The organism is Streptomyces sp. NPDC001339, from assembly GCF_042895955.1.
GTDB lineage: Bacteria > Actinomycetota > Actinomycetes > Streptomycetales > Streptomycetaceae > Streptomyces.
The window spans coordinates 292,783-312,637 of record NZ_JBIAWT010000003.1; the positions used below are offsets into that span (position 1 = coordinate 292,783).

Consider the following 19,855-nt stretch of genomic DNA (forward strand, 5'->3'; position numbering starts at 1 on the left):
GGTACGGGCCGGTGCGTCAGCCGGCCAGCGGCGCCGGTGCGCGCAGGACGTCGGTGAGCGCGGCGAAGGCGCCTTCCGCGGCGGTGTCGGAGTGCACCGCGCGGTCCCAGACCATGCGCAGGTGGACTTCCGGCCCCTGGGTGACGGACACCGCGAAGGGGCCGCGGACCGGCCGGCCGTCGATGTGGATCTCGCGGCCGGTCACACCGCCCAGCCGGAGCGGCGCACGCCGCCGGGCGTCGTCGACGGTCAGCAGCCCGTCGAGCCGGCCGGTCCAGCCGGAGCCGGCGGCCCGGGCCGCGTGCACCACCTCGTCGAAGGGAGTGGCGGCCCGGTCCAGGTCGTCCCACCAGGCCCCCGCGGTCTCCTCCGGGGCCGCGGCCGCCTGGCACGTCGCGGTGGGGAAGACCACGGTGTTGAGGAAGCAGCCGAGCACCGGAGCGGCGCCCGGAGGCCGGCCGCCCCACGGGTAACCGAGCGGCACCACCCGGCCCCGTCCGTACAGCACCGCCGCGGCCGCACGGCAGGCGTCGAGCAGCTGGGGGAAGGACGCGCCGCCCTCCGGGACGGGCAGGGACAGGTCGGCCGAGCCGCTCGGCAGTCCGTCCGGGGCGGAGGCCCGCTCCTCGACGGGACGGGGCGGAGGGGCGCACTCACGGACCGCGCGGAGCCGGTCGCCCCAGTACTCCAGCGCCGCGGGCGAGGCGGCCCGTGCCTCCTCGTCCAGCTGCAGCAGCACGGCTTCCCGGTAGGCGTCCACCTCGGCGGCGACGTCGGCGGGTGACAGCCCCTCGGCCGTACCGCCGGCGGTGTACGCGGCGCCCAGCTCCTCGACGATCCGGGCCAGCGAGCTGCCATCGCACGCGGCGTGGTCCAGCACCACCGCCAGCACCTCACGCGCCTCGCCGCCGGACCCGGAGGCTCCGGACCGGCCGTCCGCCGCCTCCGTCGCCGTCTGCTCCGCCGTCGCCGTCTCCTCCTCCGTCAGAAAGAGCCGCAGCGGCGGTCCTTGCGGTGCCCAGGCACGCAGCACCCGCCGCAGCGCGTCGGCCGCGTCCTCGCCCGGTGCACACGCCACCCGCTCCACCGGAACCTCCGGTTGCTCCAGGCGGAGCACGGGGGTGGCGCGCAGTACGGCCGGCCGGCCGCGCAGTACGGGGTGCAGCGCGGCGAGGCGCCGGGCGGCCGCGCCGAGGCGCCGGATGTCGACCGTGCCGCGCGGGAAGGAGAAGAACATCGGCACGAGATCGGGCCGCCCGGCCGGATCCATGGCCCGCACCAGCACGAAGCGACGCTGGGCACCGGTGACGGGCAGCAGGGGCGACGCCCCGCCGCCGTCGTCGAGCCGGCGAAAACGGTCCAGGTACTGGTGCGTGATGCTGAGCACGCGAAACCTCTCTGTCGTTGCCGGCCGCGCCACCGGGGACGGCGGGACGACGGGCAGTGAGTGGGGGCAGGCTGGCGAGAGCCCGATACGGGCGGATGCTCCGGTACGCCTCAGCTGCGGGCGGGAGGCCCGGCGGGCTCGTCGGAGGCGCCCGCGGGGGCGGGCACGTCGGGCACGTCCCCGCCCGTGAGGGCGTTCGCGGCCGTGCGATCGGGGTCCGCGCCCGTGCGATCGGGGACCGCGGCCGAGGACGGCCGCCCGGGGCCACAGTCACCCGAGGACGGCTGCCCGGGGTCCCGGTCGCCCGAGGCGGCCATCTCGCCTGCGGCGTCCGGCAGTTCGCGCATCCGGCGCAGCGGGGAGAGCAGCAGCGGCAGCGGTACGGCGAGGAACCCGGCCGCGCAGCAGGCCAGTGCCGTACGGGCTCCGAACGCGTCGGCCAGCGCGCCGCCGGCCAGGGCGCCGAGCGGCAGGGTGCCCCACATCACGAACCGCAGCGTGGCGTTCATCCGCCCGAGCAGCCGGGGCGGGCACAGCACCTGGCGGAAGCTCACCTGGGCGACGTTGTAGACGACCGCACCGAAGAACACCACACCGGAGCCGACCGAGAACAGCGCCGCACCCGCGCCCTGGCCGGCCAGCGGCCACAGCAGAGCGAAGGGGCCGGTGACCAGGGGGGACAGCCAGATGATCCGGGCCTGGCCGAACCGGGCGGCGAGCCGGCCCGCACACAGCGCGCCGGCCAGCCCGCCGATCGCGGCCGCGGACAGGACCAGGCCGATCGCGCCGGGCTCCAGGCCGAGCACCCGTACCAGGAAGACGGACTGAGTGGCCATCAGCATGGCGCTGAAGAGGTTGGCGACTCCGGTCGCCGCGGCGATCATCCGCAGCAGCGGGTGGCCGAACACAAAGCGCAGCCCCTCGGCGACGTCCTTGCGCAGGGCGGCGCCCGGCTCGCGCTGCGGGCGGCTCTCCGGGTGCTTGACGCGCCAGAGGAACAGAGCGGAGAGCGCATAGCCGGTCGCATCCGCCACGATGGCGAGCGGTGCCCCGAGCAGCTGCACCAGACCACCGCCGACCCCCGGCCCCGCGACCTGCGCCGAGGAACGAATGGTCTCCAGTGCCCCGTTGCCCGCGACCAGCTGTTCCCGGGGCAGCAGCTGGGGGAGGAAGCTCTGATGGGCCACATCGAAGAAGACCGTCGCCACGCCGGTGATCAGGGCGACGACGTACAGCTGGGCCATCGTCAGCACATCGGCGACGGCGGCCAGCGGGACACTGGCCATGGCCGCGGCCCGCACCAGGTCGGCCCGGATCAGCAGCGGCAGCTTCCGCATCCGGTCGACCCAGGCCCCGGCGGGTAACCCGACCAGCAGGAACGCGGCGGTCTCCGCGGCCGTGAGCAGACCCACCTGGAAGGCGGGGGCGTTGAGCTGGAGGACCGCTACGAGGGGTAGGGCGACCAGGGTGACCTGGGCGCCGAGCTGTCCGGCCGCGGCGCCGGCGAGCAGAAAGCGGAAGTCACGCCTGCGCAGCGGGCCGCTGGCCGCGGATCGGGATCTGACGGGCATGGCTATGACACTCAGGTATCAGCCGATCAACAGTCAAAACAAGGAGCACAGTTTCAGTCGGTTTTCTTCACCTTTTGCTCATGCGGGCAGGAAATTTTACGCGAGATCTCGGCAACCACCGGATGAATGAGTCCCGCAGCGACCGCCGCCTGGCCTGCCCGCCCCTCACGGTCGTACATGAGTGCTCCGCACACCCGGAGCCCACAGTCCACACTGTGGCCGAAAACCGCCACTACTGTCTCTTTGTTAACGGTTTCTTTCGCTTCCCCCGCTATGTCGTCCGCGAGGCAGGGCTCAGGGGCCCGGACAGTCGACGAAGGCGACCCGGCCGCCGCCCCCGCCGTCGAGGAAGTCCCGTGAGGGGTGAGGGCGCAACAGGCGGATTCAGGTCAGGCCGGGTCGTTCAGGTCAACTGCATTCAGGTCAGGACTTCTTGACCACGCTGGACTTGAGCTGCATGGAGCCGAACCCGTCGATCTTGCAGTCGATGTCATGGCCGTCCACCCCGTTCACGAGGCGGATGTTGCGCACCTTGGTGCCCGCCTTGATCCCGGTGGGGCTGCCCTTGACCTTCAAGCTCTTGATCACAGTCACCGAGTCACCGTCGGCGAGCACGTTTCCGACCGCGTCCCTGATCACCCCGTCCTCGGTGTCGCCCGCGGGTTCAGCGGACGCGTGCGACCACTCATGTCCGCACTCCGGGCAGATCAGGAGCGCGCCCATCTCGTAGGTGTACGCACTGGAGCACTCGGGGCACGGTGGCAGATTCTCGTTCTCGGTCACCACACCAGTGTATTCCGGCCACTGCGCAGGAATCGCAAATTGCAAAAATATGCAATTTCCTACATGCTGCTCTGGTGGTCGTGCCCGTAGTAGCCGCGGGCACGACCCGTGACGAGCGCCTCGCGTACAGCGGGGTCGCGTGTGAGTGATCGAGGAAGATCGAGGAAGTTCGTTCGTGCTGGTTCCGCTGTATCAGGCCAAGGCCGAGTTCTTTCGGATGCTGGGGCATCCGGTCCGCATCCGTGTGCTGGAGCTGCTGCAGGACGGGCGGATGCCGGTACGGGACCTGCTCGCGGAAATCGAGATCGAGCCGGCGGCGCTATCCCAGCAGCTGGCGGTGCTGCGGCGCTCGGGCATCGTCACCTCTGTCCGCGAGGGCTCCACGGTCGTCTACGAGCTGGCCGGCGGGGATGTCGCGGAGCTGATGCGGGCCGCGCGGCGGATCCTCACGGAGATGCTGGCCGGGCGGAAGCAGCTCCTGGCCGAGCTGCGGGAATCCGCCGAACCGCGGGAATCCGCCGAACTGCGGGACTCCGAGGTCGCTGCCGAGTGAGAACTTCCTTGCCCGGCCGCGTGTGCTCCTCGGTCCGTTCCCTCCTGTCCCTCCTGCCCGCCCGTGCCGATCTGGCGGCGATGGGCCGCACTCCGCGCCGGGACCTGCTGGCCGGGCTGACCGTGGCCATCGTGGCCCTGCCGCTCGCACTGGGCTTCGGGGTCTCCTCCGGGCTCGGCGCGGAGGCCGGGCTGGCGACCGCGGTCGTGGCCGGTGCGCTGGCCGCGCTCTTCGGCGGCTCGAATCTCCAGGTGTCCGGGCCGACCGGCGCGATGACCGTGGTCCTGGTGCCGATCGTGGCGCAGTACGGGCCGGGCGGTGTGCTCTCCGTCGGGCTGATAGCCGGTGTACTGCTGATCGCGCTCGCCGTAGCACGGGCCGGCCGCTATATGCGGTACGTGCCCGCGCCGGTGGTGGAAGGTTTCACCCTAGGAATCGCCTGCGTCATCGGGCTGCAGCAGCTGCCCAACGCACTGGGCGTGCCCAAGCCGGAGGGAGACAAGGTCCTGGCCGTCGCCTGGCGCGCGGTCGAGGAGTTCGTACGGCACCCCAACTGGACCGCCGTCGGCGTCGCGCTCGCCGTCGCCGCCGTGATGCTGATCGGCGCCCGGTGGCGGCCGGCCATCCCCTTCTCGGTCGTCGCGGTGATCGCCGCGACCGTCGCCGCGCAGCTCTTCCACCTGGACGCCGCCAAGCCGATCGGTGACCTCCCCGCCGGCCTGCCCGCACCGTCCCTGGCCTTCCTCGACCCGGCCGCGCTCGGATCGCTGCTCGCGCCCGCGGTGGCGGTGGCCGCCCTCGCCGCGCTGGAGTCACTGCTGTCGGCGTCCGTCGCCGACGGCATGACCGTGGGGCAGCAGCACGATCCGGACAGGGAGCTGTTCGGGCAGGGTCTGGCGAACCTCGCGGCCCCGCTGTTCGGCGGCGTCCCGGCGACCGGCGCGATCGCCCGCACGGCCGTCAATGTGCGCACCGGCGCGAGCTCCCGCCTCGCCGCCCTCGCCCACGCCGCCGTACTCGCCGTGATCGTCTTCGCCGCCGCGCCGCTGGTCTCCCGTATCCCGCTGGCCGCGCTGGCGGGAGTGCTGCTGGCGACCGCGGTCCGCATGGTCGAGGTCGGCTCGCTGCGGGCCATGGCGCGGGCGACCCGCTCGGACGCCGTCGTCCTGGTGCTGACGGCGGTGGCGACGCTGGCCCTGGACCTGGTGTACGCGGTCATCATCGGCCTGCTGGTGGCGGGTGCGCTGGCACTGCGGGCAGTGGCCAAGCAGGCCCGGATGGAGCGGATCTCCTTGGCACCGCTCGTACCGGGCGAGGACCGCGAAGAGGAACACGCGCTCCTGGCCGAGCACATCGTCGCCTACCGCGTCGACGGCCCGCTGTTCTTCGCCGGCGCCCACCGCTCCCTTCTGGAGCTGTCCGAGGTCGCCGACGCACGGGTGGTCATCCTGCGGATGTCACGGGTGACGACCATCGACGCCACCGGGGCATTGGTCCTCAAAGACGCCGTGGAGAAACTGAACCGGCGCGGCATCGCTGTGCTGACCTCGGGTATACGGCCCGGCCAGCGCCAAGTGCTGGACTCCGTGGGCGCGTTGGAGCTCCTGCGGCCGGAGGGCCGCGACTTCGCCGCCACCCCCGAGGCCATCGCCGCCGCCCGCGCCCACCTCCAGCGCACGGGAGTCCTTCCGTTTCCCTCTCCCCGCCCCAAGCCCCTCCCCGCCCCACGTCCCGGACCCGCTTCCGTGATCACCGAGGAGTCCTCCCGATGACCACCCTGCCCACCGCCGCCCGCCGCATGGTCGACATCTCCGGCGAGGAAGCTCTGTACCTGCTGGAAGGCGCCTCGCAGGGACGCCTGATCCACGAGCAGCGACAGGTGACCGCCATCCGCCCGGCCTCCCATGTCCTGGAGTACGGACGCCTGATCGTCCGTACGCCGGTCCCGGCCGCTCTCCTCTCCGGCCCGGTCGCCGTCACGTACCACGCCGACCAGATCAACCCGACGACCGGCACCGGCTGGGCGGTGACCGCCTCCGGCCCGGCCGAGGTCGTCACCAACACCGACGAGGCCGCCCACTACCGCCGCACCCTGCCCGGCTGGGCCCACGGCCCCCACGACACGCTCCTGCGCATCCACCCTCAGACCGTCAACGGCTACCGCTTCGCGCACGCCACCCACCCCGCCGAGGCGGTGGCCGGTCCGCAGCGGCCCCCGTCCCGGTGACAGCTGCCCGCCCCTGGCTGGGCGAGGATGGCCCCATGGTTCTGTTGATTGGGTGGGCTCGATGCGCGGGAGAACAGTCGCTGCGGCTGTCGAGGACGGGCAGGAGGCCGGTCCGGTGAGTGCGCCGCTGTATCAGCTGAAGGCGGAGTTCTTCAAGAGTCTGGGGCACCCGGTACGTATCCGGGTGCTGGAGCTGCTGAGCGAACGGGAGCACGCGGTCTCGGAGATGCTGGCGCAGGTGGATGCGGAGCCGGCGTACCTCTCCCAGCAGCTGGCGGTCCTCAGGCGGGCGAATCTGGTCGTCACCCGCAAAGAGGGTTCGGCCGTCTACTACTCGTTGACCAGTCCTCATGTGGCGGAGCTGCTACAGGTGGCACGCACCATCCTCACGGGGGTGCTGACCGGGCAGGCCGAGCTGCTCGCGGATCTGCGCGCCGCCACGCCGGAGCGGAAGCCGCCGGGCCGCGCACCGTCGTAGCCGCCCCTTTACGGCGGCCGTGAACGGCCACGGCTCGATGAACGGCTACGGCGCGATGAAGGGCTACGGCTCGATGTCGAGCACGTCTCCTACCGGGCGCCGGGGCGTGGTGGGGCCCTGGGGGCCGTATCCCATGCGCAGCACCATCTGTACGTATCCCGCTCCGGAGAGGGGATCGCGCAGCGGCCAGCGAAGGTCGCGCCATTCGACGGCCTGGGTGGCCGGGGAGCTGGCCAGGCCCTCAAGGGTGGCGAGCAGCAGGACGCGTTCCATGGCCTGCCCCGCTCGCAGCCAGTCCTCGGGGCGGTCGCGGGCCGTGCTCAGCACGGCCAGATGAGGGGAGCTTTCGAACGCCGCGGCGCCACGGCCGGGCACCGGCGTGCTGCCCGCGAAGTCACGGACAGGGGCCTTGCCGCCGCGTTTCCGCGGTCCGAAGGCGTACTCCGGGACTCCGGACCCGACCGCTTCCGTGGCTGTGGCGCCCGTGCGCGTCCAGCGCCTCAGTTCCTCGCGCCGTGCGCGGTCGGTGAGGTTGCGTGCCTCGGCCTCTGCCGCCACTTTCAGTACCCAGTGCAGGTGCCACCCGGCGGGAAAGTCGAGTACGCAACCTTCGAGGCGGGCGGCGTGGCGCAGGGCGGACCGCACGGCCTCGGGTATGTCGGTTTCGTCGAACGGGTAGCGGCTGGTGTGCCGGCGGTGAACCGCCGGATACAGCTCGTCGAGGTCGCTCGTGCCGCTGCCCAGGCTTGTCAGCTGCACCGTCGCGAGGAACGCGGGGTCCGTGGAGTCCGGAAGCAGCCGGGTTGCCGGATACCAGCCGGCATGGGACACCGCGACCCGCAGGTTCAGCAGAGCCGCGCCGCAGCCGATGTGGAGGGCCCGGGTGTCGGGGTCGGCGTGCGGAAGGGTGCGATCGAGGTCTGCGCGGATGTCGAAGGTGCGGCTGTGCCGGCAGTAACGGAAGTGCCACGGCTGGGCGTTGTGCATGGAGGGGGCGGTGGCAGCGTCGTCGGCGAGCGCCACGATGCGCTTCTCGGAGAGCAGTTGCGTGGTCACGGGTGGCTCCCTCGGCTCTCACCACGGTTAATTACCGTCTTTACGGTCGGCCAGTACGGCCAGTACGGCCAGTACGGCCAGTACGGTCACTCGGTGTCGATACGTCGTCCCGTCAGGTGCCGGGGTTCGATCAGGACCCAGAGGGGGCGTTCGCCGCCCGCCCATGGCCTGGAGTGCGCCTGCTCGTCCAGCCGTCGCACCGCGTCGGGCTCGGTGACGGTCCGTGCCCGGCCGTGGACGAGGACGCTCCACCCCTGGCTCATGGCCTCGTCGACATGGTCGACCTCGAACGCGGCATCGGAGCCCGCGGCTGCTGCCGGAACGGTGCCGTGCGCGGTCCGGAAGGCGATCGCGCCGTCGATGACCTCGTAGTTGACGGGCAGTACCGCCAGCCCGTCCGGCGTCGAGACGGCAATGCGCCCCACACCATGTGTGCCGAGCCGGTCACGGCATGCGTCGGGACTCAGCTCCCGAAGTTCGGGGTGGTAGGCGGCCTGTCCTCCGCCGGGCGGCAGATCGGCCCCGCCACCGCGCAGACGAGCCACCGTGGTCCCCAGAGCGCCGGCCAGGGCCGTGAGCGTGGCGAGATCCGGGTTGGCCGGCCGCTCTTCGAGGTACGCCAGGTAGGGCGCGCTGACGCCGGCGCGTGCGGCCAGCTCGGTGCGGGAGAGCCGCTGCCGTCTCCGTTCATGGGCCACGCGTCGGCTGATGTCGCCGGGGTCGAGCGGCCGGTGGGTCGGCCTGTCGGTCCCCTCGGGTTCCGCTTCGAGGTGTTCGCCCCCGGGCTGGTGCTCGATGTGGTGGATGTGTGCGTCGGGCCCCGGGAACACCAGCGTCACATCGTTCGTGTCCGACCAGCGCACGTCATACGGTGGTGTGCCGTCGTCGTGATGGACTCCCACGATCTCGCCGTCCCGCCGGGGCGCGCCCGTAATCGGACTCTCGACAACGAGCTGATCGCCGATGTGCGCCCGCATGGTCATCACCGCTCTCGAAAACGCTCTCGATGGGCCTCTGAATGCGCTCTCCTCCAGCATGCGCCTTCAACGTGACACGACGGCACGGCCGACGGCATGGCCCGGAAAGCCCCTATCGAGGGCCGAACGGTCCTGATCCGCAGAAGGACACCCCTCGCATCCTTAAGGTGACGACGCGACCAGAGCGTGATTCGGTCGGAGGGAGAAGGACCTCGGTCGGAGGGAGTCGGAGGGAGAAGGACATGGAACACCGAACGGTCGGAGAACTCATGACCCGGGATGTCATCCACGTACGGCCGGACATGGCGTTCAAGGAGATCGTCAAGACGCTCGCGGACAACGACGTCACCGCCGTCCCGGTCGTGGATTCCACGGGCCGTCCGATGGGCGTGGTCTCCGAGGCGGACCTCCTGCGCAAGTCGGCCGATCAGGCCGGACTGGCCGGCCTGACGCCGATTCCGCACCTGGAGGCGTGGGAGCGCGCCAAGGCCGAAGGGGCGAGGGCGGAGGAGCTGATGTCCGCTCCCGCGGTGTGCGCGAGGGCGGACTGGAACGTGGTCGAGGCGGCCCGCCTCATGGAGGTCCAGAACGTCAAGCGGCTGCCCGTGGTGGACGAGACCGACAAGCTGGTGGGCATTGTCAGCCGCCGCGACCTGCTCCGGATCTTCCTCCGGCACGACGACGCCATCCGCGAGGAGATCAAGCGCGATGTGCTGGACCGGACCCTGGGCCTGGCGCCTTCCGGGGTGACCGTCGAGGTGCGCGACGGGCAGGTCACGCTGAGCGGATCCGTCGAGGCCAGGAGCCTGATCCCGGTCATTGAGCGACTGTGCCGCAGTGTGGACGGTGTGGTCTCCGTTTCCGAGCACCTGAGGTACGCGACCGACGACAGATGAGGACGGCAGATGAGGACGACAGACGAGCCGGCCGCAGGCAAGGAGGCGGTTATGCCGAACACCCCGCACCTCGTCGGTGACGTGATGACACAGACCGTGGCCGCGGTCGACCGCGAGGCCCGGTTCAGGGAGATCGTCGAGACCATGGAACGGTGGAAGGTCAGCGCGCTGCCGGTGCTGGCCGGGGAGGGCCGGGTCGTCGGGGTGGTGTCCGAAGCCGATCTGCTGCCCAAGGAGGAGTTCCGGGAGTCCGACCCGGACCGTCTGGACCAGCTGCGGCGGCTCGATGACGTGCGCAGAGCGGAAGCGGTCACGGCGGGTGAGCTGATGACCAGCCCCGCGCACACCGTGCGGGCCGACGCCACGCTCTCCCAGGCCGCTCGGATCATGGCGCGGAAGTCCGTCAAACGGCTGCCGGTGGTGGACGCCCACGGGCTGCTGCGCGGCATCGTCAGCCGCGCCGACCTGCTCAAGGTCTTTCTGCGCTCGGACGAGGATCTGGCACAGGAGGTCCGCCGGAATCTCGGCGAGCTCTTCGCCGCGCCTGCCAAGGACCTGAACGTCTCGGTCGCCGACGGGGTCGTCACGCTCAGCGGGCGCATCCGGGACTCCTCACTCGTCCCGGTGCTGGCGCGGCTGGTGCGGTCAGTGGAGGGGGTGGTGGACGTGGAGTTCGAGGTGACCGGCCACGATCCCGTGTGGACGGGCCCGCCCGGGCGTCAGTCCGGCAGTCCGGCCGCGTGATCGGGCACGTACTTCTGCAGGTCACGGGGCGGGCGTCGGTACCCGGTGGCCGGCGGCCGCGGCGGCAGTTCGAGCACCGGCGGGGGGACCTCGTGGTACGGCACGGTGGACAGCAGGTGGGCGATCATGTTCAGCCGGGCCCGGCGCTTGTCGTCGCTCTCCACGACGTACCACGGTGCCTCGGCGATGTCGGTGTGCGCGAACATCTCGTCCTTGGCCCGTGAGTAGTCCTCCCAGCGGGTCAGCGACTCCAGATCCACGGCGGAGAGCTTCCAGCGCCGCGTGGGATCCTCCAGCCGGCGCCGGAAGCGCTGCTCCTGCACCTCGTCGCTGACCGAGAACCAGTACTTGCGCAGCAGGATCCCGTCCTCGACCAGCAACCGTTCGAAGACCGGGCACTGGCGGAGGAACCGCTGGTGCTCGGCCGGAGTGCAGAATCCCATCACCCGCTCCACACCGGCCCGGTTGTACCAGCTGCGGTCGAACAGCACGATCTCGCCCGCCGCGGGCAGATGCTCCACATAGCGCTGGAAGTACCACTGGGTGCGTTCACGCTCGGTGGGCCGGGGCAGCGCCACGATCCGCGCCACCCGGGGGTTCAGGTACTGGGTGACGCGCTGGATGGTGCTCCCCTTCCCGGCCGCGTCGCGGCCCTCGAAGACCACGATGAGCCGGGCGCCCTCGGCCCGCACCCACTCCTGCACCTTCACCAGCTCGGTCTGCAGCCGGTACAGCTCGCGCTCGTACACCGGCCTCGGCAGCCTCCCCCGCCCGTCGTCGCCTTGCTTCACCATGCGATGACGGTACGAGGAAACACCCCGCCCTGCTCAGGGGCGGAGCCCGGCCCGCCGCCGCTCGCCGCCGATCGGGCGATGGCCCTTCCCTGCGGCTGCGACGTGTCCGGGCGGGCAGGACCGTCCGGCCCCTGCCAGGCGCGGACGGCCGATGCAGGCTGGAAGCTGAGGGCGTCACACAGGCCGTACACAGGCCGTACAGCCGTACCGTCGTACAGCCCGTACAACGGTGTCCCGCGGCGGCGTCCCGTAGCGAGGAGACGCCAGCGAGGAGACGTCAGCGAGGAGGCGTCATGGAACACAGTCCCCACATGGAACACACTCCCCACACCCCGTACACCGTCAGCGATGTGATGACCCAGACGGTGATCGCGGTCGGCCAGGAGGCGCGTTTCAAGGAGATCGTCGAGACCATGGAGCAGTGGAAGGTCAGCGCGCTTCCCGTGCTCGCGGGGGAGGGGCGGGTGATCGGCGTGGTGTCCGAGGCCGATCTGCTGCCCAAGGAGGAGTTCCGGGAAGCCGACCCCGACCGCATGGAGCAGCTGCGCCGGCTGGACGACGTACGCAAGGCCGGAGCGCTGACCGCGGGTGAGCTGATGACCACGCCGGCACTGACGGTGCGTGCCGGTGACACCCTCGCACAGGCGGCGCGGACGATGGCGTACAAGTCCGTGAAGCGGCTCCCCGTCGTCGACGGCCAGGGGCTGCTCCAGGGCATCATCAGCCGCTCCGACCTGCTGAAGGTCTTCCTGCGCCCGGATGACGACCTGGCAGCGGAGGTGCGTACGGAGATCATCGGCAGGCTGTTCCCCGGATCTCCGGAGAGCGTGACGGTCACCGTCACCGACGGAGTGGTCGCGGTGGGCGGCCGGATCCCCGACCCCTCGCTCATCCCCGTCGTGGCACGGCTGGTCCGGGCGGTCGAGGGGGTGGTGGACGTGACGTTCGACGCGGTCCACCTCACGACCGCTGCCCGCCACCCCACCTGACCGCGGGTTCGCTAATCCGCTGCTTGCGAACTTCCGTCATTGTCAAGGGAGCTGGAGGTTCTGGAAGTGCGCTGAGCGGGGATGCCCCGGTCGTTCTGCAGCTCCCACAGCTCTTGGAAGAGGCCCGGGGCGGCGACGAGTTCGGCGAATGTTCCGTGCTGGATGACGCGGCCGTGGTCGAGGACGATGATGCGGTCCGCGACGGCGACGTTGGCGAGGCGGTGGGTGACCAGGACGACGGCGCGGTCCTGGGCGATGTTCCGTAGCCCGGTGAAGATGCGGTGCTCGGCGCGGGCGTCGAGGGCGCTGGTGGGTTCGTCCATGACGAGGAAGCCGGCGCGGCGGTGGAAGGCTCTGGCGATGGCGATTCTCTGCCACTGGCCGCCGGAGAGGTCGACGCCGCCGAGCCATTCGCGGGCCAGGAGAGTGTCCAGGCCGCTGCGGAGGTCGGCTACGACTTCCTGAGCGCCGGACTGTTCGGCGGCGCGCAGGACCGTCTCGTCTCCGCCGTGGGGCCGGCCGAGGGTGATGTTGTCGCGGGCCGACATGGGCCAGCGGGTGAATTCCTGGGGGACCACCGCGGTCTGGGCCCAGAGCGCGTGCGGGTCGAGATCGCGGGTGTCCGCGCCGTCCCAGGTGACGCTGCCCTTGGTGGGCAGGTACAGGCCGGACAGGAGCTTGGAGAGGGTGGTCTTGCCCGAGCCGTTCTCTCCGACCAGGGCGAGGACTTCGCCCCGCCGGACTTCGAGGGTGACGTTCTCCAACGCGGGCTTCTCGGAGTCCGGGTAGAAGTAGGTCAGGGCATCGGCCTTGACGGTGAGCGGCGGAGGCGGGGCGAGGGTGCCGCGCTGGAGCCGATGGCCGCCGGCCTCGGCGATGAAGTCCGCCCAGTCGTCGAGGTAGAGGCCGGTGCGGAAGAGGCGGGTTCCGTAGCTGACCATGCCTGCCAGGGAGGAGCTGACCGTACGCAGCGCGAAGACGGCCGTTCCGGCGGAGGCGACGGACATGTGGCCGGTGGCCAGGAGGAGGACGAGGGCGCCCCAGACGGTCGCGGTCGCGGCGCCTCCGGCCAGCGCTCCCACGAGCGCGTACCGGGCGGACTGGTGCGCGGCGGTGTCGGTGGTGGCGTCGACCCGGTCGCCGATGGCGCGATAGCGGCCGAGGAGGAAGGTCGCCATGGTGCCCGAGCGGATCTGGTCGGCGCTGGCCTTGGTGGTGATGAACCACCGCAGGTTGTTGAGCGTGACCCGGTCGGCGACGGTGGAGCGGGCGGCCATGTAGTGGACCCGGGCGGACTTGACGCCGGCTACCGCCTGCGGCATCGCGGCGAGCACAAGGAGCGGCAGCAGCGCCGGGTGGAGGACGGTCATCACCGTGGCCGCGGCGACGAGGGAGGCGATGGTGGCCGCGAAGTCCTGGGCCTCGGCGAGGAGATCCTGGGCCACATCGGCGCCCCGGTCGGCGGCCTCCCGGCGGTCGCTGAACCCGGGGTGGTCGTACGCGGTCAGCTCGGCGTCCACAGCCGCGGCGAGCATGTCCATCTGCGCCTCGCGTGCGATCCGGGGGGCGAGGCGGCTGGAGACGTTGGCGACCACGATGCCGAGGAGCGCACGCAGAGCGGCGGCACCGGCGAGGAGCGTGAGGGACGGTACGGATTCCAGGAGGCGGTCCTGGATGTGGCCGCCGGCGATCAGGGCGGTGAGGGTTCCGGTGATGGCCAGCAGGCCGAAGGCCTGAAGGAATCCGGAGAGCACCTGGCAGGTCAGCAGGGTGGTGACCAGGCGGGGGCTGATGCGCCAGGCGAGGGCGAGTGCTTTGCGCACGAGCCGCGGCAGGCGGGTCGCCATCGTCTTCGTGGTGAGGGGGTTGCCCTCGAAGGCGGTGAGGGTCGGGGAGCGGTACCGCAGCTCCTCCCGTGGCTTCTCGGATTTCGCGGGTTTCTCGACGTTCTCATCGGCGGCATCGGTGGGATTGGCGCTATCGGTGGGATTGGCCGTATCGGCGGCGTCGGTGGGATCGGTTGCAGCGGTCAACTCGGCTCCTCACAAGGGGCGTTGGGATCGAATGGGTGGTGTCGTCGGGGTCAACGACGAGACCACCGGGATCGAACACGCGTGTTTGAGACGGAGCTACTGCCGTGGCATCTCGGGGTGGGGGATACACGCATCCCGGCATTGCACGGCTCGGCATCACTTCCGGGGTGGCCGAAACGCCGATACCCGAAACGCGTGTGGCGTTCGACGGAGTGCCGGGTGGTTTCCCGTGCGGATCGAGAAGGACGTCGCCTTCACAGGGGCGATCCGCGCCTGAACCACCATCTCGGCCGGCCCTGGGGTTTCAACGGAGTTTCATCGGGATGTCATCGGCCGCTGCCACTGTCGTCCGGTGACCTTGGCCCGACCGCCTACCGCATCGCGCGGCGGGACGCGCAGGCCAGCTCCATGGGGAGGATGGAATGCGAACAAGAAAGATCGCGGCCGCGTCAGCAGGTCTGCTGCTGACTGCCGGGCTTTCCGTGGCACAGGGGTCCACGGCGCAAGCGGCAGCTCCGTGTGAGGGCACCTACACGATCGTTGTGGGCGGTACCGGCAGCTCGTGGAACAACGACGGCTTCTACGGCAATATCCAGCAGCACGTCGGGTACCCCACCCAGATTCCCAACGGTGCGAGCGCCCGGGCAGGCGTCAATGAGCTGAACCGGCTGGTCCGCGACCAACGTGCCGCGTGCCCGGGCCAGCACGTCAAGATCGGCGGGTACTCCCTGGGCGCCGCGGTGGTGCACATCTGGGTCACCGAGAACTGGCAGACGTTCGACAACGTCAACGCCGTCCTCATCGCGGACCCCAAGCGCCAGGGCCCTCCCGGGGCCAACGGCGGAGCCGTGCCGTTCGGCGGTGTCGTCGGCCCTCCGCTCGCCGGTGCCGACAGGTTCTTCGGCAACGTGCCCGTCAAGACGATCTGCCACTGGGACTATGTCTGCGACGAGTCCGCCGGTATCTGGACCTACCCGAACAACCACGTCAAGAATTACCCCGAAGACTTCAACATGGATCACCACAACGACAGCGCCAACGAGCAGTGGTACAACGGCGCCTGGTATCCGGCGTAACGACGGAAAGTCTGTCGGCGGGGTGCACAGCCGAATTCCTTCACCATCTGTCAGCGGCTCAGAACAAGTCGGCCGCCGGCAGATGGTGAGGTGTGTGAGCGACGAGGGCGCGGAAGGCGTCCAGGTCACCGATGACCTCTTCCGCACGGTTTCGCTGCTTATACAGGTCGTAGTAGCGGGCGCCGATGGCATCCGGGTCGGTCACCTCGTCGCCGGGGATGACGCGGGAGGCGATCGTCACCGTTGCCACGTGGATTCCCTGGGGGCATAGCTCGGCGTGCAGGGCGTGTGCCCAGTTGCGCAAGCCGGCCATGGCCAGCCCCACATTGGCCAGGAACGGTGCGGCGACCGTGGAGGACACTCCGGTGGTCAGCAGCAGTGTCCCCTCGCCACGGGCGCGCATCTGCGGCAGTACCTGTCCCACGGCCGTCACCGCGCCCAGCACATGCAGCTCGAACTGCGCGGCGGCGGACGCGATCGTGGTCTGTGCGGCGGGAGTGATCGGCCCGCTCGGGCTGGGGCTGTACTCCAGGACATCGACCGGCCCCAGCGTCTCCCCGGCCCTGCTGAGGGCACCGGCCAGCGCGTCACGGTCCCGGATGTCGGCGGGAAACGCCGCAGCGGTGATGCCCAGCCCGGTCAACTCGCCGACCGAGGCATGCAGAGCGTCCTTGCTCCGGGCGATCAGCCCGACCTGGAAACCGTGGTGGCCGAAAGCCCGCGCCACGCCCATCCCCAGTCCTGGGCCGGCACCGACGATAACGAGTGTCTTCGCCACCACAACATCCCTTCCGGCTGCAGCGGGCATGCCGGGCACAACGCGCCCTGCCCGCAGGGCAGTTACTCTTTGTTTGCAGCACCATGTTGTGTCAGTGCCCTGTTGGTGACAAGACGGCACTTTTTTGTCGGTGACGCACACGGAGGTAACCGTTGACGCCCCGCAGAAGCACCCCGCCGGCCGGACAGCACCCAGACCTCACGCCCCACCCGCAAGCAGACGCCGACGGGCGCGAGCCGGATGAAGAGGTGTGCCGGCAGGTACTGCGGATCCTCGCTCTGATCGGCGACAAGTGGAGCATCCTGGTCATCGGGCAGCTCCGCGACCGGACCCTGCGCTTCAGCGAACTGCACCGCGCGGTCACGGGCATCTCGCAGCGCATGCTCACCCTGACCTTGCGGCAACTCGAACGCGACGGCCTGCTCACCCGGACCGTGCACCCCAGCGTTCCCCCACGTGTCGACTATGCGCTCACCCCACTCGGCACCACACTGCTGGACTCCGTCGCCGGCCTCGCCGAATGGGCCACCACACACAGGCAAGAGATCAACCACAACCGGCGCCACTACGACACCACGCACCCACCACGAACACGGCCCTGATCCCCCACCCGGGTCACCGAGCAGGTGAACCCCGGTCAGGTCGGGCACGTTCCGGTTCGCGGTACGACCGCGACGGGGCAGCAGGAATGGTGGAGGACGGCGAAGACGACGGGGCCGAGGAGCATGGGCGTTCTGTGCATGCGGCGTCCGACGACCAGCAGGCTCGCCTGCGGGCAGGCTTTCAGCAGCACGGACGCGACTCTGCCTCGCTGAATGTGTTCGACGACGGTGACATCGGGGAACTTGGCCCGCCAGGGTGCCAGGATGTCTGCGAGCTTCTTCTCCTCGGCGGCCGTGTACGCGTCTTCTTGGTCCGGAGGGCTGGTCGGGGCGGTGGGCACGAAGCCGGCGACCGCAGAGGGTTCCCAGGCCCGTACGGCGCGTACGTTTGCGTGGTGGGCCTCGGCGGCCGCGAACGCGAATTCCAGGACTGCTTCGCCTTGTGTACCGGGTTCTTGGACGCCGACCACGATGTCGGGCCTGCCGTAGGAGGCGGTCACATCCTCGCGGACGGTGACGACCGGGCACTCTGCGCGTCCGAGGACGTGCAGACTGACGGAGCCGAGGAGGAAGCCGGCGATCGCGCCGTGTCCGCGTGATCCGAGCACCATCATGCTGGCCTGTCGACTGCGGTCGACCAGGGCATCGGCTGCCTGCACGGAGACCTGTTCAGTGGTGACGGCGATGCCCGGATGGAGCTGGAGCGCCATCGCTTCGGCCGCTCCGAGCACCTCGGCTCCCGCACGCTTCCTGGTGGTCGGTTCTTTGGCGGTGGGGACATTCAGCGGCTGTGAGACGTGTGAGTGGAGCAGGTGGAGCGGGAGATCCCGGGCGGCGGCCTCCGCGGCGCCCCAGCGCACTGCCGGCACGCTGATGTCGGTGCCGTCCAGTCCTACGACAACAGACCCGCCCATGACGTACCTCCGCGCGGCCAAGGGTGGCGGTACCAGCCTATGCCGCCTCTCGCATCGCGGCATTCCCGTCCGTCGCTCCTGAGATTCATGGTGCGTGCGGAAGGCAAGACGCCTGACGGGCGACAGCCCCAGTTCAGGCGCCTTTACTCGGGCCTGTAGGCCAGGGCCTCCCGGCCTCCAGGGGCTTCGTGGGACGGTGTGTCCTTCACAGCTCCTTGGCGGGCCAGTCGAGCAGGCGTGCACCGATCACCGCGGTCTGGAGCATGTAGCGGTGCTCGGGGTCGGCGGGGTTGGCGCCGGTCAGGGCGTGGATGCGTGCCAGGCGGTAGGTCAGGGCGCGCACGCTGAGGGAGAGCCTGCGGGCGGCTTCGGCGGCGACGCAGCCGGAGTTGAAGTAGGCGGTGAGGGTGTCGAGGAGGGGCTGGGGGCCGCCTCGGGTGGTGGTGAGGGGGCCGAGCGCGCTGCGGACCAGGTCGGCCATGGCCTGGCGGTCGCGGGTAAGGACGGGGTAGACGAGCAGGTCGGCGGCGCGCAGCACGGGAGCGTCGAGCTCCATGCGGTCGGCCAGGTCCAGGGTGTTGAGGGCTTCCTCGTAGGACTGGACCACGCCACCGGGGCCGGGCTGGGGGCGGCCGATGGCGACCCGGCCGCCGTCCGTGGCGGCGTACGCCTGCTTGGCGAAGTACTGGAGGACCTCCTCCTGGTCACCGGGTGCGATGCACAGCATGCGGCCGTCCTTGGTGGTGAGCAGGGTGCTGCGGTCACCGAAGCGGGTGATGAGGAACTGCTCGACCCGTCGTGGGACGGGATCGCCGTCGTCGTAGGCGGTCGGTCCTTGCGCGACGGCGACCGCGTAGGCATGGGAGAGGCACAGGCCGAAACGTTCGGCGCGCTCGGCCAGGCGGCCCAGGTCGCTTCGGCCGTAGAGGAGGTCGTCGATGAACTCGCGGCGGGCGGCTTCCTCCTGGCGTACGGCTAGCCGCTGGGCTCGTTCAAACCCCTCGGCGAAGGCGTCGACGGCCTGCTGCACGGCGGCCAGCACACGCTCCGCCGAGGAGGGGGAGGCGGGCCAGGCGGTACGGGTGGCGGCGAGGTGTCCGCTGACGAGGGCGCGCAGGCCGAGCCCGGCTTCGGCGGCCTGTTCTCCGAGGGCGCGGCGGGAAGTGATCTCCTCGCGGGTGAGCCGGCGTCCAGTGGCCGAGACGTCGGCCAGGATCTGCACATAGCCCGCCAGATAGTCCTCAGGTATCTCGTACTCCGCCACGGTTTCCCCGGATTCTTGATGCGCCGGTGACGCTTTCTTAGCGGCAACCTGGCATGGAGACCTTAGTGAAGACTGCCGGGAACCGGCAATGCGGGTGGGGTGTGAGGGGAGGCAGGATGGTCGCACGGGGGAAACGAGGAGGGTCTCGGTGCCGGATACCGGCAGGCATCACAGGCACCGGGGCCATCTTCTTTCCCGGTACTGCCGCACGGGGCGCGCAGTACCGGACGAGATGACGGGGGAGCAGGGTTGGCATGGGAGCGTTGACAGTTTTGACGGCGACGCGGACGCCGGCGCCTGGGGGATGGGCGGGGTACCGGTCGCGGTCTCTTTCTCCGTGCTGACGGCAGTCGCCTGGCTGGTGAGTCTCGTCGCGACCATTGTCCTGGACCCGGTCGCCACGACCGGCGTGCGGCGGGCGCTGATCCGCCTGGCCGTTGTGGCCGTGACGCTGCTGGTCGCGTGGTGCGTGACCCGAGTGCTCGTCCGGCCGTTGCAACGCCTCTTCCCCGACGAACCCGGGCCGTCCCGCGCCGACTTCGCCGGGCCGACCCGCACTCTTCGTACCGAGAGAGCGGACCCGGGGGCAGGGCAGACCGAAGTCGCGTCCCAGGACGGCACTGGCGAGTCCTGCCGGACCGTGCCCTGCGACACGGCACTCGATCTGGCCGGCCACGCCGCCTGATTCCTCAGGCAGGCCGGCGCTCGGTTGTGCGCTTCCGCTTCCGCTTTC

At 70.6% G+C, this 19,855-nt stretch carries 21 protein-coding genes; 10 read left to right on the forward strand and 11 right to left on the reverse strand.

Features of this window, described 5'->3' with window-relative positions; translation table 11 throughout:
• Positions 1-16: 16 nt before the first annotated feature.
• The 4 genes from ACFY12_RS10320 to ACFY12_RS10335 all read right to left on the reverse strand — a co-directional run bounded on the left by ACFY12_RS10320 (position 17) and on the right by ACFY12_RS10335 (position 3,741).
• Positions 17-1,387 carry a non-ribosomal peptide synthetase gene (locus tag ACFY12_RS10320; RefSeq protein ID WP_390715341.1) on the reverse strand — a complete coding sequence of 457 codons (1,371 nt, stop codon included), beginning with the start codon at positions 1,385-1,387 and terminating at the stop codon, positions 17-19.
• Positions 1,388-1,497: 110 nt separating this feature from the next.
• Entirely contained in the window at positions 1,498-2,958 is a 1,461-nt protein-coding gene (locus ACFY12_RS10325; RefSeq protein ID WP_390715342.1) for an MFS transporter, read from the reverse strand.
• A gap of 53 nt (positions 2,959-3,011) precedes the next feature.
• Positions 3,012-3,137, reverse strand: a complete 126-nt coding sequence (locus ACFY12_RS10330; RefSeq protein WP_390715343.1) for a hypothetical protein — start codon at positions 3,135-3,137, stop codon at positions 3,012-3,014.
• A gap of 244 nt (positions 3,138-3,381) precedes the next feature.
• Positions 3,382-3,741 carry a zinc ribbon domain-containing protein YjdM gene (locus ACFY12_RS10335; protein ID WP_390715344.1) on the reverse strand — a complete coding sequence of 120 codons (360 nt, stop codon included), beginning with the start codon at positions 3,739-3,741 and terminating at the stop codon, positions 3,382-3,384.
• Between the two features lie 175 nt (positions 3,742-3,916).
• Between ACFY12_RS10335 and ACFY12_RS10340 the strand changes: the two genes are divergently transcribed.
• The 4 genes from ACFY12_RS10340 to ACFY12_RS10355 all read left to right on the forward strand — a co-directional run bounded on the left by ACFY12_RS10340 (position 3,917) and on the right by ACFY12_RS10355 (position 6,999).
• Positions 3,917-4,294 carry an ArsR/SmtB family transcription factor gene (locus tag ACFY12_RS10340; RefSeq protein WP_390715345.1) on the forward strand — a complete coding sequence of 126 codons (378 nt, stop codon included), beginning with the start codon at positions 3,917-3,919 and terminating at the stop codon, positions 4,292-4,294.
• 80 nt (positions 4,295-4,374) lie between these two features.
• Positions 4,375-6,066: a SulP family inorganic anion transporter gene (locus tag ACFY12_RS10345; RefSeq protein ID WP_390715699.1), complete on the forward strand. Its 1,692-nt coding sequence runs from the start codon at positions 4,375-4,377 to the stop codon at positions 6,064-6,066.
• Entirely contained in the window at positions 6,063-6,521 is a 459-nt protein-coding gene (locus ACFY12_RS10350) for a pyridoxamine 5'-phosphate oxidase family protein (protein ID WP_390715346.1), read from the forward strand. The genes ACFY12_RS10345 and ACFY12_RS10350 overlap by 4 nt, the downstream gene beginning before the upstream one ends.
• A gap of 115 nt (positions 6,522-6,636) precedes the next feature.
• Positions 6,637-6,999, forward strand: a complete 363-nt coding sequence (locus ACFY12_RS10355) for an ArsR/SmtB family transcription factor (protein WP_390715347.1) — start codon at positions 6,637-6,639, stop codon at positions 6,997-6,999.
• Between the two features lie 63 nt (positions 7,000-7,062).
• Here the strand turns inward: ACFY12_RS10355 and ACFY12_RS10360 are convergent, their stop codons facing one another.
• Together ACFY12_RS10360 and ACFY12_RS10365 are read right to left on the reverse strand one after the other, a co-directional pair.
• Positions 7,063-8,055 carry an Acg family FMN-binding oxidoreductase gene (locus ACFY12_RS10360; protein WP_390715348.1) on the reverse strand — a complete coding sequence of 331 codons (993 nt, stop codon included), beginning with the start codon at positions 8,053-8,055 and terminating at the stop codon, positions 7,063-7,065.
• An 86-nt stretch (positions 8,056-8,141) separates the two neighbouring features.
• Positions 8,142-9,032: a DUF1918 domain-containing protein gene (locus ACFY12_RS10365; protein ID WP_390715349.1), complete on the reverse strand. Its 891-nt coding sequence runs from the start codon at positions 9,030-9,032 to the stop codon at positions 8,142-8,144.
• Positions 9,033-9,274: 242 nt separating this feature from the next.
• On the opposite strand from ACFY12_RS10365, the gene ACFY12_RS10370 reads away from it, so the two are divergent.
• Both ACFY12_RS10370 and ACFY12_RS10375 read left to right on the forward strand, forming a co-directional pair.
• Complete coding sequence (locus ACFY12_RS10370) at positions 9,275-9,928, forward strand: CBS domain-containing protein (protein WP_390715350.1); 654 nt, start codon at positions 9,275-9,277, stop codon at positions 9,926-9,928.
• Positions 9,929-9,979: 51 nt separating this feature from the next.
• Entirely contained in the window at positions 9,980-10,672 is a 693-nt protein-coding gene (locus tag ACFY12_RS10375) for a CBS domain-containing protein (RefSeq protein ID WP_390715700.1), read from the forward strand.
• On the opposite strand, the gene ppk2 is transcribed toward ACFY12_RS10375, so the two are convergent.
• Positions 10,648-11,466: a polyphosphate kinase 2 gene (gene ppk2, locus ACFY12_RS10380; protein WP_390715351.1), complete on the reverse strand. Its 819-nt coding sequence runs from the start codon at positions 11,464-11,466 to the stop codon at positions 10,648-10,650. The genes ACFY12_RS10375 and ppk2 overlap by 25 nt on opposite strands.
• 311 nt (positions 11,467-11,777) lie before the next feature.
• Here ppk2 and ACFY12_RS10385 point away from each other — a divergent pair, with 311 nt between their 5' ends.
• Positions 11,778-12,455: a CBS domain-containing protein gene (locus ACFY12_RS10385; protein ID WP_390715352.1), complete on the forward strand. Its 678-nt coding sequence runs from the start codon at positions 11,778-11,780 to the stop codon at positions 12,453-12,455.
• Between the two features lie 11 nt (positions 12,456-12,466).
• Here ACFY12_RS10385 and ACFY12_RS10390 read toward each other — a convergent pair whose 3' ends face one another.
• A complete protein-coding gene (locus tag ACFY12_RS10390; protein ID WP_390715353.1) occupies positions 12,467-14,488 on the reverse strand; it encodes an ABC transporter ATP-binding protein in 2,022 nt (673 codons plus the stop codon).
• Positions 14,489-14,910: 422 nt separating this feature from the next.
• Between ACFY12_RS10390 and ACFY12_RS10395 the strand changes: the two genes are divergently transcribed.
• Positions 14,911-15,564, forward strand: a complete 654-nt coding sequence (locus ACFY12_RS10395; protein ID WP_390715354.1) for a cutinase family protein — start codon at positions 14,911-14,913, stop codon at positions 15,562-15,564.
• 58 nt (positions 15,565-15,622) lie between these two features.
• Here ACFY12_RS10395 and ACFY12_RS10400 read toward each other — a convergent pair whose 3' ends face one another.
• Positions 15,623-16,342 (reverse strand): SDR family NAD(P)-dependent oxidoreductase, encoded by a 720-nt coding sequence (locus tag ACFY12_RS10400; RefSeq protein ID WP_390715355.1) that lies wholly within the window; start codon positions 16,340-16,342, stop codon positions 15,623-15,625.
• A 152-nt stretch (positions 16,343-16,494) separates the two neighbouring features.
• Here ACFY12_RS10400 and ACFY12_RS10405 point away from each other — a divergent pair, with 152 nt between their 5' ends.
• Complete coding sequence (locus tag ACFY12_RS10405) at positions 16,495-16,944, forward strand: winged helix-turn-helix transcriptional regulator (protein ID WP_390715356.1); 450 nt, start codon at positions 16,495-16,497, stop codon at positions 16,942-16,944.
• Positions 16,945-16,979: 35 nt separating this feature from the next.
• On the opposite strand, the gene ACFY12_RS10410 is transcribed toward ACFY12_RS10405, so the two are convergent.
• Together ACFY12_RS10410 and ACFY12_RS10415 are read right to left on the reverse strand one after the other, a co-directional pair.
• Complete coding sequence (locus ACFY12_RS10410; RefSeq protein WP_390715357.1) at positions 16,980-17,858, reverse strand: universal stress protein; 879 nt, start codon at positions 17,856-17,858, stop codon at positions 16,980-16,982.
• Positions 17,859-18,063: 205 nt separating this feature from the next.
• Positions 18,064-19,122 (reverse strand): PucR family transcriptional regulator, encoded by a 1,059-nt coding sequence (locus ACFY12_RS10415; protein WP_390715358.1) that lies wholly within the window; start codon positions 19,120-19,122, stop codon positions 18,064-18,066.
• Positions 19,123-19,459: 337 nt separating this feature from the next.
• On the opposite strand from ACFY12_RS10415, the gene ACFY12_RS10420 reads away from it, so the two are divergent.
• The gene (locus ACFY12_RS10420) at positions 19,460-19,807 is read left to right on the forward strand and encodes a hypothetical protein (RefSeq protein WP_390715359.1); all 348 of its coding nucleotides are present in this window, start codon (positions 19,460-19,462) and stop codon (positions 19,805-19,807) included.
• The last annotated feature ends 48 nt before the right edge of the window (positions 19,808-19,855 follow it).